The organism is Nonomuraea diastatica (genome assembly GCF_004349015.1).
Lineage (GTDB): Bacteria > Actinomycetota > Actinomycetes > Streptosporangiales > Streptosporangiaceae > Nonomuraea > Nonomuraea diastatica.
This window is the reverse complement of sequence record NZ_SMKP01000230.1, coordinates 1-15,370: the sequence shown is the minus strand read 5'-3', so window position 1 is coordinate 15,370 and position 15,370 is coordinate 1. Positions and strand designations below refer to the sequence as shown.

Genomic DNA, 15,370 nt, shown 5'->3' with positions numbered 1-15,370 from the left:
CCGACGGGGGCGGTGGCGGGGGGCCGTACGGGAGGTGCTGGTAGGGCGGTTGCCCTTGGTGCGGGCCTTGGGGCTGGTCTTGGGGCGGGCCTTCAGGCGGGGGTCCGTACGGCGACGGGCCGTACGACGGCGGCCCTTGAGAGGGAGGTCCCTGAGATGGAGATCTTTGAGACGGAGGCCCCTGAGAGGGAGGTCCTTGGGGCGGAGACCCCTGCGGTGGCACCCACCCCTGCTCCGGCCCCTCATCACCCGGCGTGCCCACTGACACTCACCCCCTAGTCGGGATCAGACTAGGAGGAACCGGTTGACATTGGCCAACAAGCCCCGCCTACGCGTACAGCTCCGGGTTGAGCCCCGTACAGTATCCGGCCGAGACGATCGACGCCAGCGCCCACCCGATCATCAACCCCAGCCCCAGCCCTCGCGACCACGGCTTGCGCAGCAACACGAATGCGGCCCCCAGCCCGAGACCCGCCACCGCGAGGACTCCCGCCGCGACCCCGAAGGCCGCCGTCGACCCCACGGACACGGCGACCAACCCCACGGCCACGTTGACCACCAGATAGCCGAACACCCCGGCGAACGCCAGCCCCACAACCAGCCCCGTCCGGCGAGGAGGCGGCGGCCCAGACGGCGGCCCGGTCGGCGGCCCGGTCGGCGGAGGCGTGGTCATCCAGGATTCATGCCCCCTCTGAGAAGTAAATCGCCGCTTGCACGCGACTCTTCAGGCCGAGTTTGTTCAGCACCCGGCTGACGTGCGTCTTCGTCGTGGCCTCCGCCATGTCGAGCTCTCTGGCGATCTCGGCGTTGGACAGGCCCCGCCCGATGCAGGCCAGCACCTCCCGCTCCCGCGGCGTCAAACCCTCCGGGCCGGGACGCGACTCCCTGCGCGGCGCTTGCTCCGCGAAAGCGGCGATCAATCTCCGCGTGACACCGGGCGAGATGAGCCCGTCGCCCCCGCGCCACCAACCGGACGGCCTCGACCAGCGCATCGGCGTCGGTGTTCTTCAGCAGGAAGCCGGCGGCCCCGGCCCGCAGCGCCCCGAACACGTACTCGTCCACATCGAACGTCGTCAGGATCAGCACATCACACACCCCCGACAGTTCCCTGGCGGCGGAGATGCCGTCGAGCCGGGGCATGCGTACGTCCATCAACACCACATGCGGCCGCAACTCCCGGGCCATCGCCACGGCCTGCTCCCCGTCGGCCGCCTCACCGACCACCTCGATGTCGTCCACACCGTCGAGGATCAGCACGATCCCGGCCCTCACCGCCGCGTGATCGTCGGCCACCAGCACCCTGATGCTCACCCATGCACCTCCACCACGTCACCTGCATTCACGACTTCTCACCGAGGGCCGCGGGAAGAACCGCGGCCACCCGCCATCCGTCCTCCTGAGGACCCGCCTCGAAGGAGCCCTCGACCAGGGACGCCCGCTCCCGCATCCCGATCAGCCCCGCCCCGGCCCCCGGCAGCCGGGCGTCGCTCCCCTGGACCGGGTTGTCGACCGTCAACGTCACCTGCTCGGGTCCGTAGGACACGACGACCTCCACCAGCGAGTCGCCGTGCTTGAGCGCGTTGGTCAGCGCCTCCTGCAGGATGCGGTAGCCAGCCAGATCGACGGACGCCGGCACCTCGCGCGGCTCGCCCTCGACCCGGAACCCCGCCTCCATGCCCGCCCGCCTGGCCCTGTCGACCAGGCTCTCCGCATCGGCCAGCCGCGGGCGGGTCACCTCTTCCGCCTCATCACCCTCCTGCCGCAGCAGCCCGACCATCGCCCGCATCTCGGCCATGCCCTTCAAGCTGTTCTCCCGTACGGACTCCATGACCTTCCGCACCGTCGCCCGATCGAGGTCCTTGCGTGAGAGCGCGGCCGTGGACTGGATGGCGATGGCGCTGAAATGGTTGGCGATCAGGTCGTGCAGCTCGCGAGCCATCCGGGTGCGCTCGGCCGCCACCGCCGCCTGCCGATCGAGCTCGGCGAGATGCGCCACCCGCTCGGCTCGCTCCCGCTCGGCCGCCGCCCGATCCCGCTGCTCCCGCAGCACCATTGCCGTGAGGACCGGAGTGACCAGCACGAGCCCGGCCTGAATGCCCATGACGGCCGGCACCAGCCAGTCACCTTCGACGAACCCCGTCACCGCCCCCACGACGACCGCCAGCACCGTGCTGATGCCCAGCAGCCACCGGGCCAGCCTGGCCGGCCCGTAGAGCGCCGCGGCGTACAGGTTGTCGGTGAAGACGAGAATCGTGCCCAGAGACGGCCCCACCGCCACGTCGGCCGCGATGCCCGCCACCCCCAGCCCCAGGCACAGCAGCGGCGCCCGCCGCCGCACCAGCACTGCCGCGCAGGTCAACGCGAGCGGCCCGGCGAGCCACCATCCGGGCAGGCCACGCTGGAAGTGCGCGCCACCCGCGATCAGCACCAGCCCTGTCGCGAACGCGAGCCCGGCACCCAACGCCACCCGTTTCATATCCTCATCCCACCACCCTCCTGACTTGGTTCCCTCCTGCTACGCGACCGCCTGTGGATACACCCTTCGATGTATCCACAAGCTCGTTTCCGCTGACGATGTGCCGCCCCGCCCCCTGCCGGACACTGGAACACGTGATTGTCGCCATCCTCATCGGCTGCGAAATCGGCTTCTGGATCCTGCTGGCCCTCGGACTGGCCTCCCGCTACCTCTGGCACCGCCGTACGCTGAGCACCGCCCTCCTGCTCGCCGTCCCCCTCCTGGACGTGATCCTCCTGGCGGCGGCCGTCATCGACATGCGCGGCGGCGCCACGGGCGACTTCCGGCACGGGCTGGCGGCGGCGTACCTGGCCTACTCGATCGTCTTCGGCCACCGCACCATCCGCTGGGCGGACGCCCACTTCCACCACCGCTTCGCCGGCGGCCCACCACCCTGGAAACCGCCGGCAGGAGGCATGGCGAGAGCCCGTCACGAATGGGCTCTATGGCTGTGCATCGTCCTGGCGTACGGGATCGCCTGCGTCGTGCTGCTCGGTCTGGTGTGGCTCGTCGACGACCCGGCGCGTACGGAGGCACTGGTCGCTTTCATGGGGGGTTTGCTCAAAATACCGCTGATCGCTGTGCTCTGGCCGCTCAGCTACACACTGTGGCCCCGTAAGGTGGAGTCGGTGCGCTCATGATTGCGCATGTGGTTCGAGGCACTCCCAAGAACCCGCTATGCTGGTCTAGCAACGAGCGGCCGTAGCTCAATGGATAGAGCATCTGACTACGGATCAGAAGGTTACGGGTTCGACTCCTGTCGGCCGCGCACCATCACCCCCGCCAGCGGAAACGCTGGCGGGGGTTCTTATTTTCCGCCCACCATGGCGCTCCCTAACCTTTTGATTTCCGGATTCGCTCTGCGCCCTCTCAAACGCCTGGGAGTCATCTATGTCGAGCTCGCCCATCCGCTTAGAGCCCCGCCTGGGCAACCAGAACAACCTCCTCCTCTGGCGCGACTTCCACCGCGAACTCCGCCTGCTCGACCGCAGCCCCCGCACTATCCAGGGCTACCTGGAGGCCGTCGAGCAGCTCGAGGCGTTCTGCGACGGCGCCGATCTGGAGGAGCTGACCAAGATCGAGATTGGCGACTACCTGCTCCACGTTCAGGACACGCACTCGCTCACGACCGCGGGCAACCGTTTCCGGAGCCTGCGCCGCTTCTACAACTGGATGGCCGAAGAAGAGGGCATCGACCTCGAGGTGTCTCCGATGCAGACGCTCAAGGAGCCGAAGCCGAAGAGCCAGCCCATCCCAATCCCGAGCATCGAGGACGTGCGCAAGCTGCTGGCCACCTGCAACACCAAGGACCACGACGGCTACCGCGACGAAGCGATCATCAGGCTGTTCTGCGAACCCGGCGCGCCACGCGTGGCCGAGATGGCCGGCATCGAGCCCGACCGCATCGACTTCACCCAGGACGTCGTCGCCATCCTCGGCAAGGGCCGCAAGTGGCGGGCCGTGCCCTTCGGTGCGCGGACCGGCAAGGCCCTGACTCGGTACATGCGGGCCCGCGATAAGCACCCCCTCGCCAAGCAGAAGAACGCTCCCAAGGAGATGTGGCTCGGCGCGCGTGGCAAGGCGCTCACTCCGTCCGGGATCTACCAGATGATCGAGCGGCGCTGCGACTTCGCCGGCATCGACCGGATCCACCCGCACCAGCTGCGGCACTTCGCTGCCGACGCGTGGTTCGCGGCCGGCGGCTCCGACCAGGACGGCATGCGCCTGTTCGGCTGGTCGAGCCTGGAAATGCCGCGCCGCTACGGCGCCGCGAACGCCGAGCAGCGGGCAATCCAGACCCACCAACGGATGGCCATCGGCGACCAGCTCTAGCCAAGCAGACACACTTCAGCGATCGGATCGAGATCCACGTGCACGATGCCGCCGCAGCCGGCGGCGCCCATCGTGGGCTCGCCGACATCACCGCCGCCCAGCGGCGGTCTTGCCTCCACCTCGGGGCATGTCGATGGTGCAGGCCCAACCGTCGCCGTCACGTCGGATGCCCTCGAACCCGAGGGCTAGGGCAGCGCTGTCCTGAGAAGGCCTGCGGCGCGGAACGCAGCGTTGAGATGCTCCGGGGCTAGATCTTCCTGAGCTGGGGCCTGCAACTGGTCCACGATGGGCGGGACGTCCGTGTCCTTGACGCTCTGCCGCCCGGTTGCCGCGGGCGACGAACAATGCGCTCGCGGTCACGTATAGAGCGATGACGCCCCATGCCGCGGTGGCGAGCCGCAGCATGAACGCGACGACGAGAAGGGCAATGCCGACCAGGCGCAGTCTGACCTTCCGCTGCGTGCGGCGCTCCTTGCGTTCGGCCTTGACCTTGTCGGAGTCGCCAGCGGCTTTGGCGTCCTTGACGACGTCGCGATACTCCTCGGCGTTGATGTACTCGAGCAAGATGCCGAGCCAGAGCCAGGTGCCGTGCAGTGCCCAGGGGACGAGTCGCCATAGGTAGAGCGGGGACCGCACAAGGTGTGCGGCCAGGATGTGACTGCGGCGGCGGGTGGCATGCTTGACCTTCGCTGCGGCGGTGCGTCGGTCAGCGAGCCAGGCTGGGAAGACTGGCCGTAGTTCGGTGGTGTCGGCAGGTTCGAGTTCGGCCGGGGCGGGCACGGCGAGCTCATGATGCTCGCCGTGGGCTTGGCCGTGTTCGGGCGCCGGGGCGGAGTTCAGCTCCATTTGCGCTTGGCCGCCTGCTGCTGTGACTGCTTGCGCTGCTTGACCTCGGCGGGGTCGAACAGGCTGCGTGTCTTGCCCTTCTCGCGGCGGCGCATGAGGTTGGCCCACTACTTGTCGCTGATGGTGTTCGGCAGCTTCGGCTTGTCGCTGGGCATCAGGCCGCCACCTCCGTACGGACACCCGTACCGAAGACCGCCTTGCGGGCGTCCCGTACGGCCTTCTCGCACCACGACCGCGAGCGCTGGGACCGCTCCATGAGGCGGTCATAAATTGGGCGTCCACTTCTCGTTCCGATCAGCTGCGGCGAGGATCTCAGCCGTCACCTCCCGTACGAATACGTCGCGGTCTACGGGCTCCCGAACTGCGGATACGGGGCGCCTACGGACGACGATCAGCCGCCGTACGGGCGCCGTACGGGCCGCGCCCGGCTGGAACGTGAACGCCCTGCGATGCACGACCACGGGCGGCTCCGCGGGTTGCTGCTTGAACTCGAACCGGCGCGACAGCCGGACCACGATGGGCGCCGTCTCCGTACGCGACTCCGTACGGGAGGCAAGCCACCACCGCACCGACCGGGCTACTGCCGGCGTGCTCTCCTCGACCGGACTCGGCATCCATGCGGAGGCGGCGTCGATGTCCATGAGGCCGCTCGCGCTGTAGAGCGCCGCCACCTCGGCACGCACGTGCTCCTGCAGCTGCTCGTCGCGACCGAGGCCGATGTGCTTGGCCGCCTGCTCAAACGCCCGGTCCAGCTTGGCCAGCGCGGCGCGCTGCTTGCGCTCGGAGGCACCGGCATCGCGCAGTTCGCGTGCGCGCTTGGACGCGAGGGCGAGGCGCGTGATCCGCCGTTGCGCGTCAACCTCGCCTGCGGTGCGATCGGTGGCCTCTGCCAGGCCGACGGCCACGAGCACTCGCTCGAGCGTAAACCGCCAGTTGATGCCGGTGGTGCCGCGGATGCGGTGGCGTTCGATGGCCATGCCCGCTCCCACAGCCACGCCGCCACCAGCGGCGCCGCGAGCCGGAACACCGCCTCGGGCAGAGAGCGGGCGTCCATGCTGGACAGGACCGCGGTGAGCACGGTGAGCGCCCACACGGCGATGCCGTCGATCCCGGCGGAGAAGTTCTCGCGCATGTTGCGGCGGGCGCGCACGGCGGAGGTGATGATCGCGACCTCGATGAACGCGAACAGCAGCAGCCGCAAGGGCCCGTCGAGGCCGAGGACGTCGCCGGAGAACCGCCACATGCCTTGGGCGGACACACCGGTGGCGATGGACGCGGCCACGATGGTGAGCACGTCGGGGAGGGACCGCTTGCGGGCCGCCCGCCACCCAAGAATGGCTGCCACCCCGGCGAGGATGACGCCCGCGACTTGGAGGCCGAGCGCGATCCAGTTCAGGTAGGGGCGGACAAGATCGGATATCTCGAATAAGTTGAGCACTGATCGGCCCTCTCTGAGGTAGGGGTGCCGGTTGAAGGGCCTCCCGTCCGGTGGCCGCCGGGCGGGAAGGTCCCTTGATTCGTATGTGGAGTTACTCGGCTTCCGGCCGGTGGCTCCGCGTGTGCTGGGCGAGCAGCTCGTCCCAGACCTGTCGCGCGTGGCTGCAGACCCCGCCGGTCTCGGTCTGGCGGAGGATGAAGTACTGGCCGGCCTCTGAGCACAACTGGTAGGCGTCGCAGCACGAGTACTCCGCGACGCGGATGCGTCGCGGGGCGCGGGGGACATGCGGTTCCCAGGCGGGCATGGTCACGCCGACGTCGTCGGACGTTCCTGCGGGTGATGGTGCTTGTCTTTGGACACCTCGCAGGCGATTCGATCGGGTCCCCACGGGTGCCGATCGGCACGCCACGCGCCGGTGCCGAGCCGCACGATACGTGTGTCGCAGGCGCAAATCGCGGACGGCCCGACCTGCTCGCTCAGCGCAAGGAGGTCCTCTATGCGGGATTGGGGCGGGGGTGTGGTGCCCGTAGGCTTTTCCATGGGTCGGGCCGCGCGATGGGCGTTCTCCGCGACGAGAGTTGGCTGGTGACGTTGCCCGCGAAGGGCACGTTCGTGGCGGATCGATCGCCCCGGGACGATGCCTAGCACGCCACGCCAGCATCGGCCGCAGCGGCGTTCGACGGGTGCCTTTCGTCGTACCGGCGCCTATTGACCGGGCGCTATTCTCCGTTCACCATCGAGGCTGCCCAGAAATTCTCGAATAGCGGGAAGGCTCCGAGCATGAAGCTACGATTCCTCGGCAGCACGTCGGACGACGGCCAGTGCCCCACCCTGTACGAGACCGACCGCGGCACGATCGTCGTCCAGGGCGACCAAGTCACGGATCCGGAAGCCCTCGCCCAACTGCGCGACGTCCTTCCCGGTGAGACATTCGTCGAGATCCCCAGGGAACTCCTTCGCTTCGCGGAGGGGTCCTGAGTGTCCGTGCTCTCCCCTGCGGAGTTCGGCGCGCTCTGGGACACCTTCCAGCACACCGCGTTCAAGTTCGAGGTGCGCGACCGCTACAACGTCCCCTCGGAACATGAGTCCCTGAGCAGGTACCTCGCCGGGGAACCCGACCCGACCAGGGCCACCAGGCCCTGGCTCGCCAAGATGAAGGCGGCGACCGGCGAAGGCAAACGGATAGAGCGGGTGCGGGTCGTATCGAAGCCGCACAGCGACTACGTGCGATGGCTCCTGGCCGGCACCCCGCTCAACGCGGCGGCAGGCGAGGACATCCGGTATCTGCCGCGGCCGCGCGCGGTCGAACTGGGTCTGCCCGATCACGACTTCGCGCTGTTCGACTCTGCTCGTCTTGTCCTGCTCAACTTCGACGCCGACGACCGGCCTCTCCGGCACGAGCTCGTGACCAACCCGGGCACGGTGCTCCAGCACTGTCAATGGCGGGACGCTGCCTGGCACCACGCGGTGCCTTTCGAGCAGTACGCGGGAAGGTAGAAAGCGCCGCCCGTGACCCGCGTTCAGGAGGCTCGCGAGGGCCTCGGTCGACAGCTCCGCGAGGCGCGCAAGGGAGCCGGGTACACCGGCACGGCTCTCGCGGAGTTGCTCGGCTGGCCGCAGTCCAAGGTCAGCAAGATCGAGACGGGGCGGCAGACGCCAACCCGGGACGACATCCTGGCATGGGTGCAGGCCACCGGCCGAGACGCAGATGCTGACCGGCTGCTGGCCAGGCTCGAAGTCCTGGAGACCATGTACGCCGAGTGGCGGCGGCGACTCGGTGCCGGAACGTCGGCACGCCAGCAGGAGAGCATCGTTCTGGAGGCCGGCGCCAAGCACATACGGGCGTTCGAGACCACCGTGATCCCGGGCCTCCTGCAGACACCCGACTACGCCCGCCATCGGATCGCCCAGTCGGTGGAGCGGCACGGCCTCCCGGACGACGTCGACGAGGGCATCCGGGTGCGGATGCAGCGGCAGGAGGTGCTCTACCGGCCGGGCAAGCGCCTGCACTTTGTGCTGACCGAGGCCGCGCTGCGGTACCGGCTTTGTCCGGTCGACGTCATGGCGGGACAGCTCGACCGGCTCGTGGCGCTGTGCTCGATGAGCACCATCCACGTTGGCATCATCGGGTTCGGGACCGAGCTGACCGAGTCTCCGAAGCATGGTTTCTGGATCTTCGATGACCGGCGCGTGCTGGTTGAGACCATCGGCGCCGAGCTGACGCTGACCCAACCGCAGGAGATCGAGCTGTACGGCCGCGTCTTCGACAAACTGGCCGCCAGCGCCCGCTACGGCACCGCAGCGCGACAACTCATCACGCGCGTCCTCGACGATCTCCCCCGCTAGATTCGCGAGTCTTCTCCGCTCGAATGCCCGCCTCAGCAATATCGAATATTCGAGAATAATCGTTGTCCGGTCGCTGCCGGCTTGCCTACCGTCCGGGACATGGACAGTCACGGGTCCGAACCCCCCAGGCGAGCGGCCGCCCCAGTGTCGAGCACGGGCGCCACCACGAGCAGGCCGGCCGGCCCCGACACCGTGACCGGGTGTCGGCCGGCTGTAGAGATCCCCGAGTTCCGCGACATCGAGCAGCTCCCTGACGGCTCGTGGACGGCCGTGCACAAGCCCAGCGGCGAGGTCATCACGGCGCCGGACTTCGAACAGCTGGAGCGCGTCGAGGCGCCGATGGTGCGCCTCGCCTACGCCCGGCAGCGTGCATCATGAGCGCTTCCGTTCCGGAGATGGCCAGCGAACAACCTCAGGCGGCAGCCGTGTGCGCGTTCTGCGACGCCAAGATCGTCAAAGAGCCGGTCATCGTCGAGCCGAACCGCTTCTATTGGGACGCAGTCGAGCCCCAGCCCGGGGTGGCGCTGACGAACGAGTGCGGCGCCAGGCCCAGGCCGGGCATGGGGCCCGGCGCGTACGACGTGCACATCCCCCGATGAACGGCCCGGCCCGCCGCCTGCGAATGGCCGTGAGCCGGGCGGCGGCCCCGCTTGGCGCCCGTGCGGGGCCGCCCTTCGAGCAGGCGCGGCGGCGCTTCCATTCGACTGGTCCCGCCGCCGCGCCGCGACCGCGCACTCGGGAGACCCCCGATGGACCTGATCATGCTCGTCCTCATGGACGCCAACCCCTGGCTCGGCTCCCCACCCTGGACCCGCCCGCGGACGACCCGGAACCACAACCGCTCCCCGCCGACGAAAGGGCACGACGATGACTCTCGCACCCCCCGAACCCCAGCTCAGCCCTCAGCTCGGCTTCGTGTGGCTGGAGATCACCGGCCGCTGCCAGCTCGAATGCGTCCACTGCTACGCCAACTCCGGCCCGCACGGCAGCCACGGCACCATGGCCTACAGCGACTGGGCCGCCGCCATCGACCAGGCCGCCAAGCTCGGCACGTCGATGGTGCAGTTCATCGGCGGCGAGCCGACCCTCCATCCCGCGCTGCCGAGCCTCATCACACACGCCCTGGACCGCGGAGTGGAGGTCGAGGTGCACTCCAACCTCGTGCACGTCGCCGACCCGCTGTGGGATCTGTTCGCACTGTCTGGGGTCCGCCTCGCCACCTCCTATTACACCGACGACCCCGACCAGCACCAGCGCATCACCGGCCGCCACACCCTCGAACGCACCCGCGCCAAAATCGCCCGCGCCGTGGCCCGGGGCATCCCCATCCGAGTTGGGATCATCGACCTCGGCGACGACCAGCGCGTCCAGCAGGCTCACGCCGACCTCACCAGCCTCGGAGTTACCCGCATCGAGCACGACCGGATGCGCGTCCTCGGACGGCCGGCCCGCGGCCAGTGCGACGCCTCCGAGCTGTGCGGCAACTGCGGCGACGGAATCGCCGCGATCCTGCCCGACGGCACCGTCACCCCGTGCCCGCTCGCGCGCTGGCTGACCGCTGGCAACCTTCGCACCACGCAGCTATCGTCCCTGATAGGCGAGGTGCGGCGGATCGCGTCGACCGTCATCGCGCCCGCCTTGGCGGAGACAAGACCATGCCAGCCGAACTGCACTCCCGGCTGCGACCCGTCGATGACAGCCCCGGGCGGAGGCGACGGATGCGTGCCAAAGGCGAGATGCGAGCCCAACAAACCGGCCAAGGACCCCTGTGCCCCGGAGTTCAAGTGCAGGCCGAAGGGAAAGTAGCCGTGCCCAACACCCACGAGGGACGTGCACCCGACCTGGCCAGCTACCTCACGGCAGCGGGTGTACTCGACCCGGAGGACCGCGACAGCCAGTTCTGGCTCAAGGCGCTCGACGAGGTTCCCCGCCACCCGTTCGTGCCCATCCGGGCGTGGATGGAGCCGCAGGACGACCGGCCTGCCGGGCTGATCGACCGCGACGCCGACCCTGACGCCTGGTGGGGTGCCGTCTACTCCAACTGTGCGATCATCACCCAGCGCGGCGACGGCCGAGCCCAGCTCGACGACGAGAGCGTACACCCCACGTCGTCAATCTCCTGTCCGCACGTCGCCGTCGAGTTTCTGCGCCTGCTAGACCTCGCGCCCCATCACCATGTGCTCGAGATCGGCACGGGAACCGGATGGACGGCCGCCATGCTGTCCTGGCGGCTCGGCGACGACCAGGTGACGACCATCGACGTCGACGAGTCGGTGGCAGCAGCCGCGGGCGAGAGCCTCAAGGAGGCCGGGTTCGCACCGCTGGTGCTCGTGGGCGACGGCGCGCTCGGCGCGGCGGACCGGGCGCCGTTCGACCGGGTCCACGTCACCTGCGGCGTCCGGGACATCCCGTACTCCTGGGTGCAGCAGACCCGGCCCGGCGACTGCATCGTGGTCCCGTGGATGCCGATGCCGGGCCAGTGGGGTTACCAACTCCGCCTCGACGTGCTCAACGACGGGACCGCCGTTGGGAGCTTCTTGGGCGGTTGCGGGTTCATGATGCTGCGCTCGCAGCGCCGCCCAGTCTGGCCGCCCTACGGAGACCGGGGCTCCAAATCCACGACGCGCCTGGACCCGCGCACCCCGTGGGCGGCCATGGATCGAGGTTTCGCGCTCGCTCTCGCCGCCCACTCGCCGCACCTGGTCATCGCCACGGCCGGATGGGAGGACGACGGCGACGACGGGGCGTGGGTGATGCGGCTACGGGACCTGCGCGGCGACGGGTGGGCGATCGCCATAGCGCTGCCCGGCGAAGACACGCACATCGCCCAGGGCGGAGACCGCCAGCTTTGGCACGACCTGGAGGGCGCCTACATGGATTGGCTGCGCGCCGGGCGCCCGGGCCGCGACGCCTACCGGATGCTCGTCACTCCGGGCTGGCAGGACGTACGGCTGGCTTGAGAGCGAGAACGCCCGGCACAGCAAGTGCTGCATTCCGTGCGTGGCTTCCCAGCACTCGGAGATCGTCCAGCAGTTCTTGTGCGGCAGGTCGGCCAGTAGGCCGAGGACCAACCGTGCTGCCCGCCGTCGGGGTTCGACCCGGGCGTAGCGGCACGCAATCCGGCCCATAAGGATCTCGAATGTGTCCCGCCAAGGGGCGGGATCTATGCTGTGACCTGCGGCCGCCGTCTCTTCGTCAGTCCACACAACTCACGATGATCAACGGTGGCCGCACCTGTGTCAGCACAGGCCCTGACCAGCGAGACCACGATCGACAGCTTGACTACTGGCTAGACTCGACTCAGGGGCATCTCAAGGATGGAGGTGACTCCATGCCCGCCATTCTCTTCGTCCGGATCACATCCGGACTCGATGCGCAGGAATTCGAACGGCGCCTGCTGGAACGGCGGCCCCGCTTCCGTGACGTACCCGGTCTCCTGCAGAAGGTCTACGGCCGCGACAGCGCAACCGGCGACGTGTGCGGCATCTACTTCTTCGAGAGCCAGGAGGCGCTCAATGCGTTCCGGGAGACCGAGCTCGCCCGCACCATCCCCGCCGCGTACGAAGCGGTCGAGGTCCGCCGCGAGGTGTACGAGGTGCTCTATTCGCTGCGGCCCGACTGGGGGCCCTTCGCCGAGTCCGGCGACCCGGCGGCGTGACCCGCCGACGACTGACGCGAGGCATAGTCTAGGCTAGGCACGCTGCGAGATACCGATCTGGTAGGCCAGCACCGCGGCGAGCGCCTCAGGACTCGGCTGGACGATGTAGCGATGGACGCCCGCCGCCGCCTCGACCGGCGTTGGCGCGATGGCTCGCGCGGCGGACCACATGACACCCCGACGCCTGATGTGCCACCCAGGATAGGTCTGCCGAAGTACGGTGAGTTGACGGTCGGCAGGGAGCGGTGCGGCCCTGGGGGCGGGGTGCGTCAAGGCGTCTCCTGGGGTGGGAACGAAATGGAGACTCTAGTACAGGCGTTCGAGCGTTGCCGTGTAGCGGCGGGGATAGGATCGTCTTACTCGCGACTTGAACCGAAGATCATATGTAACCATCTGATTCGGGCGTTTCTCGCTCCCCCGCAGGTCGCCCCGCCTGCATCTCCCCAGGTAGACCACAGCGCAAGCAACACGATTCCTACGGGTCAGAAGGTTACGGGTTCGACTCCTGTCGGCCGCGCACAGCGAAAGCCCTGGTCATCATCGCGACGACCAGGGCTTTTCTCGTCTTCGATCACGGTTCACTGTCCGGCTGTGTCCGGCTCTGATCAGCCGTCCCCGGGTGACCCTTCCCAATCTCTTCCCGAGGTACAGGGCGCAGGACCTCGGCGATACGCCGCATGGCGATCTCGTCATGGCCCACGAGGCACTTCTCGTAGGTCCGGTGCAGGACCTCCACGCTGTTGCCCGCCCACTCGGCAACCTGCTTCGGCGAGACTCCCGCGTCGGAACCTGTCAAACCTGGTGAGATGTCAGGCTACTCGCGTGCTTTGTGGTGAGGTGCCGGGCTCGGAGGAGGCCGTGGATGGCTGATTGATCCATACCTTGGTCGGCAGGGGTGGCGGGAAGGGTCGCCGGCCGCGGAACCGTTCTGGATGCGCCTGGAAGGCCGCGTGGAGCGTGGCGATCCGGCGGGCCTGAACGTGCACGGCGGTGCCGTCGTGCACTGAGGCGGGCGTGTGCATCGCGATCCCGGAATGACGATGCTCGTGATTGTAATAGCGGAAGAACTGGCCGCAGAAGACGTTGGCATCTTCGATGGACCCGAACCGTCCGGGAAATGCCGGGCAATATTTGAGTGTTTTGAACTGCGCTTCCGAGTACGGGTTGTCGTTGGACACGTGCGGCCGGAAATGCGATTGATCGATGCCGAGCAGTGCGAGCAGGCCGGTGACGGTGTCAGAGGTCATCGACGTGCCACGATCGGCGTGGATGGAGCGAGGCGCGACGGCCTGCACCAGGCGATCCATCGCGGACGGAATACCGAGCCGCCGAAACTGGCCCGATTTCCCCGACTTGGGAATCAGACGTTCCCGCACCGGTAACGGAGCGAATGCGCGTGTCTGCAACTGCTCACGTGTCTCGCTCAGAAATGCCACGATGTCGGCGTCGCCGGAAATGAACGCCGGGATGACCCGGTCCACCCCCGCCGTGCGCCCTCCCTTGTTACTCCGCACCCTCTCCCAGGCGACCGTAAGGAAGTCCGGGTGATAGATGAGGTTGAACAGATCATCGAACCGGCGACCGGGATCATCGGTCGCCTATTGGTGCAGCTTGGTCTGCATCCGCCGTACCCGCATGTGAGCCGACCCAGTGTCGGGCCACAGCGGTTCACCGGTATTCACCAGCGTCTCCGTCCCTTGCAGTACGTCGCGTGCGTGAACCCGCTGGACCCCTTGGCCATGTACGCGGCTTTCCCGCGCTCGGACTACTACGGGTCCTCCGCCCCACCTCCAGGTCATCGGCGGACGACGCGCCAACCCGCCCCGATTCCCACTGGTCGTGGGGCGGGGACGGGAACCTGAGGGTGGTTCCCACCTTCACTTTGAACCGATCGTCGGGGTAGGTGCCCAGCTATGCCCCTGCGGCATCGTCACGGCTACGCCGCAGACCTTCACCGTGACCTCCCGGTCGGCGACATTGAACCGGCCAAGGAGTTCCCCGACTCCGTGATGAGGGAGCGGGTGCGCACCGCCACCCAGCCCGTATCCATCGGGTTTGAGCTGGTGGATCACCTCTTGAGGGGCGTTATAAGCGCTGGTTCCTCGCGTACACCTTCCCGTCTCGCTTGCCGGACCCACACCGTCCGATCGTGCCGATGCGTCCCGGCGTTGTCAGGGCTGCTGTCCGCCCTCCTCGGCGTCTCCCGATTCAGGCTGCCCTCCGCTTCGATGCCCTGCTGCGACAGGGCAAAGGTGCAGGTCTTTCACCTCCACTCGGTTCAAAGCGCCTCGTGGCGCTCGATGTCCCACGACCACACGAGGTTGGGGCGGTCGGCCTCCAGTTCGGGTTTGCTGGTCGGCGGGCGTACGGCCTGGGCACGCCGCTCGCCGCTTTGCCCGCGTTCGCGCAGCAGGCGGTACATGGTGGCCTGCGAGCACAGGTAGACACCCTCGTCCAGCAGGATCGCCCACACCTGGCCGGGCGACTTGTCGGCGAAGCGGGCAGAGTCGAGCACCGCCAGCACCTGCTCGCGCTCGGCGTCGGGCAGTTCGGCCGGGTGGTGGAACCCGCGTTCCGCAGCTAATTCATGATCCAGGGCATGTTCGGGCCTGAACCCGCAGGTCAGCGCGGTCTGGCCTGGTGGAAGCGGCGGAAAGCCCTAGTGACACGACTTTGCCGATAACCCCATCACGACGCGCACACACACTGCTACGGTCTGATGACATGTTCGTCA

General features: G+C 68.2%; 17 protein-coding genes, 1 tRNA gene and 4 pseudogenes. 12 read left to right on the top strand and 10 right to left on the bottom strand.

The features are described from left to right. Positions 1-328 precede the first annotated feature (328 nt). The 3 genes and pseudogenes from E1294_RS46175 to E1294_RS46165 all read right to left on the bottom strand — a co-directional run bounded on the left by E1294_RS46175 (position 329) and on the right by E1294_RS46165 (position 2,476). The gene (locus tag E1294_RS46175; protein ID WP_220448328.1) at positions 329-673 is read right to left on the bottom strand and encodes a hypothetical protein; all 345 of its coding nucleotides are present in this window, start codon (positions 671-673) and stop codon (positions 329-331) included. Positions 674-680: 7 nt separating this feature from the next. After that, positions 681-1,311 (bottom strand): annotated as a pseudogene (locus E1294_RS46170) (response regulator). A 28-nt stretch (positions 1,312-1,339) separates the two neighbouring features. Then, a complete protein-coding gene (locus E1294_RS46165) occupies positions 1,340-2,476 on the bottom strand; it encodes a sensor histidine kinase (RefSeq protein ID WP_132518170.1) in 1,137 nt (378 codons plus the stop codon). A gap of 134 nt (positions 2,477-2,610) precedes the next feature. Between E1294_RS46165 and E1294_RS53685 the strand changes: the two genes are divergently transcribed. The 3 genes from E1294_RS53685 to E1294_RS46150 all read left to right on the top strand — a co-directional run bounded on the left by E1294_RS53685 (position 2,611) and on the right by E1294_RS46150 (position 4,348). Then, positions 2,611-3,156: a hypothetical protein gene (locus tag E1294_RS53685; RefSeq protein WP_165977865.1), complete on the top strand. Its 546-nt coding sequence runs from the start codon at positions 2,611-2,613 to the stop codon at positions 3,154-3,156. 55 nt (positions 3,157-3,211) lie between these two features. Further along, a tRNA-Arg gene (locus tag E1294_RS46155) sits at positions 3,212-3,284 on the top strand. Between the two features lie 122 nt (positions 3,285-3,406). After that, on the top strand, positions 3,407-4,348 hold the full coding sequence (locus tag E1294_RS46150; RefSeq protein WP_132518168.1) for a tyrosine-type recombinase/integrase: 942 nt from the start codon (positions 3,407-3,409) through the stop codon (positions 4,346-4,348). 87 nt (positions 4,349-4,435) lie between these two features. Here E1294_RS46150 and E1294_RS46145 read toward each other — a convergent pair whose 3' ends face one another. Both E1294_RS46145 and E1294_RS56740 read right to left on the bottom strand, forming a co-directional pair. Then, positions 4,436-5,194: a hypothetical protein gene (locus tag E1294_RS46145; protein ID WP_132518166.1), complete on the bottom strand. Its 759-nt coding sequence runs from the start codon at positions 5,192-5,194 to the stop codon at positions 4,436-4,438. Positions 5,195-5,457: 263 nt separating this feature from the next. Next, entirely contained in the window at positions 5,458-6,171 is a 714-nt protein-coding gene (locus E1294_RS56740; RefSeq protein WP_246083753.1) for a hypothetical protein, read from the bottom strand. Between E1294_RS56740 and E1294_RS56735 the strand changes: the two genes are divergently transcribed. Beyond that, complete coding sequence (locus E1294_RS56735; protein ID WP_246083752.1) at positions 6,154-6,594, top strand: hypothetical protein; 441 nt, start codon at positions 6,154-6,156, stop codon at positions 6,592-6,594. The two genes, E1294_RS56740 and E1294_RS56735, sit on opposite strands and share 18 nt — an antisense overlap. A gap of 129 nt (positions 6,595-6,723) precedes the next feature. Here E1294_RS56735 and E1294_RS46135 read toward each other — a convergent pair whose 3' ends face one another. Continuing rightward, positions 6,724-6,942 (bottom strand): hypothetical protein, encoded by a 219-nt coding sequence (locus E1294_RS46135; protein WP_132518164.1) that lies wholly within the window; start codon positions 6,940-6,942, stop codon positions 6,724-6,726. Between the two features lie 470 nt (positions 6,943-7,412). Between E1294_RS46135 and E1294_RS46130 the strand changes: the two genes are divergently transcribed. From E1294_RS46130 to E1294_RS46100, 7 genes are all read left to right on the top strand, one after another. Then, entirely contained in the window at positions 7,413-7,610 is a 198-nt protein-coding gene (locus E1294_RS46130; RefSeq protein ID WP_132518162.1) for a hypothetical protein, read from the top strand. After that, positions 7,611-8,129 (top strand): DUF6879 family protein, encoded by a 519-nt coding sequence (locus E1294_RS46125; protein WP_132518160.1) that lies wholly within the window; start codon positions 7,611-7,613, stop codon positions 8,127-8,129. 12 nt (positions 8,130-8,141) lie between these two features. Continuing rightward, entirely contained in the window at positions 8,142-8,978 is an 837-nt protein-coding gene (locus E1294_RS46120; RefSeq protein ID WP_132518158.1) for a helix-turn-helix domain-containing protein, read from the top strand. Between the two features lie 99 nt (positions 8,979-9,077). Beyond that, positions 9,078-9,356 (top strand): hypothetical protein, encoded by a 279-nt coding sequence (locus E1294_RS46115; protein WP_132518156.1) that lies wholly within the window; start codon positions 9,078-9,080, stop codon positions 9,354-9,356. Beyond that, positions 9,353-9,577, top strand: a complete 225-nt coding sequence (locus E1294_RS46110) for a hypothetical protein (protein WP_132518154.1) — start codon at positions 9,353-9,355, stop codon at positions 9,575-9,577. The genes E1294_RS46115 and E1294_RS46110 overlap by 4 nt, the downstream gene beginning before the upstream one ends. A 268-nt stretch (positions 9,578-9,845) precedes the next feature. Further along, positions 9,846-10,784, top strand: coding sequence for a radical SAM/SPASM domain-containing protein (locus E1294_RS46105; protein ID WP_181958658.1), 939 nt, complete (start codon positions 9,846-9,848; stop codon positions 10,782-10,784). A gap of 2 nt (positions 10,785-10,786) precedes the next feature. Next, a complete protein-coding gene (locus E1294_RS46100; protein WP_165977864.1) occupies positions 10,787-11,938 on the top strand; it encodes a methyltransferase domain-containing protein in 1,152 nt (383 codons plus the stop codon). A 9-nt stretch (positions 11,939-11,947) separates the two neighbouring features. Here the strand turns inward: E1294_RS46100 and E1294_RS58590 are convergent. Next, positions 11,948-12,106 (bottom strand): annotated as a pseudogene (locus E1294_RS58590) (IS701 family transposase); the annotation flags it as partial. A gap of 203 nt (positions 12,107-12,309) precedes the next feature. Between E1294_RS58590 and E1294_RS53680 the strand changes: the two are divergent. After that, complete coding sequence (locus E1294_RS53680) at positions 12,310-12,636, top strand: YdhR family protein (RefSeq protein WP_165977863.1); 327 nt, start codon at positions 12,310-12,312, stop codon at positions 12,634-12,636. 33 nt (positions 12,637-12,669) lie between these two features. Here the strand turns inward: E1294_RS53680 and E1294_RS53675 are convergent, their stop codons facing one another. The 3 genes and pseudogenes from E1294_RS53675 to E1294_RS46085 all read right to left on the bottom strand — a co-directional run. Next, positions 12,670-12,807: a hypothetical protein gene (locus E1294_RS53675; RefSeq protein WP_165977862.1), complete on the bottom strand. Its 138-nt coding sequence runs from the start codon at positions 12,805-12,807 to the stop codon at positions 12,670-12,672. Positions 12,808-13,445: 638 nt separating this feature from the next. After that, positions 13,446-13,910, bottom strand: a pseudogene (locus tag E1294_RS56730) (transposase); the annotation flags it as partial. Positions 13,911-14,929: 1,019 nt separating this feature from the next. Continuing rightward, positions 14,930-15,181: pseudogene (locus E1294_RS46085) on the bottom strand (IS3-like element IS1141 family transposase); the annotation flags it as partial. Positions 15,182-15,370 lie beyond the last annotated feature (189 nt).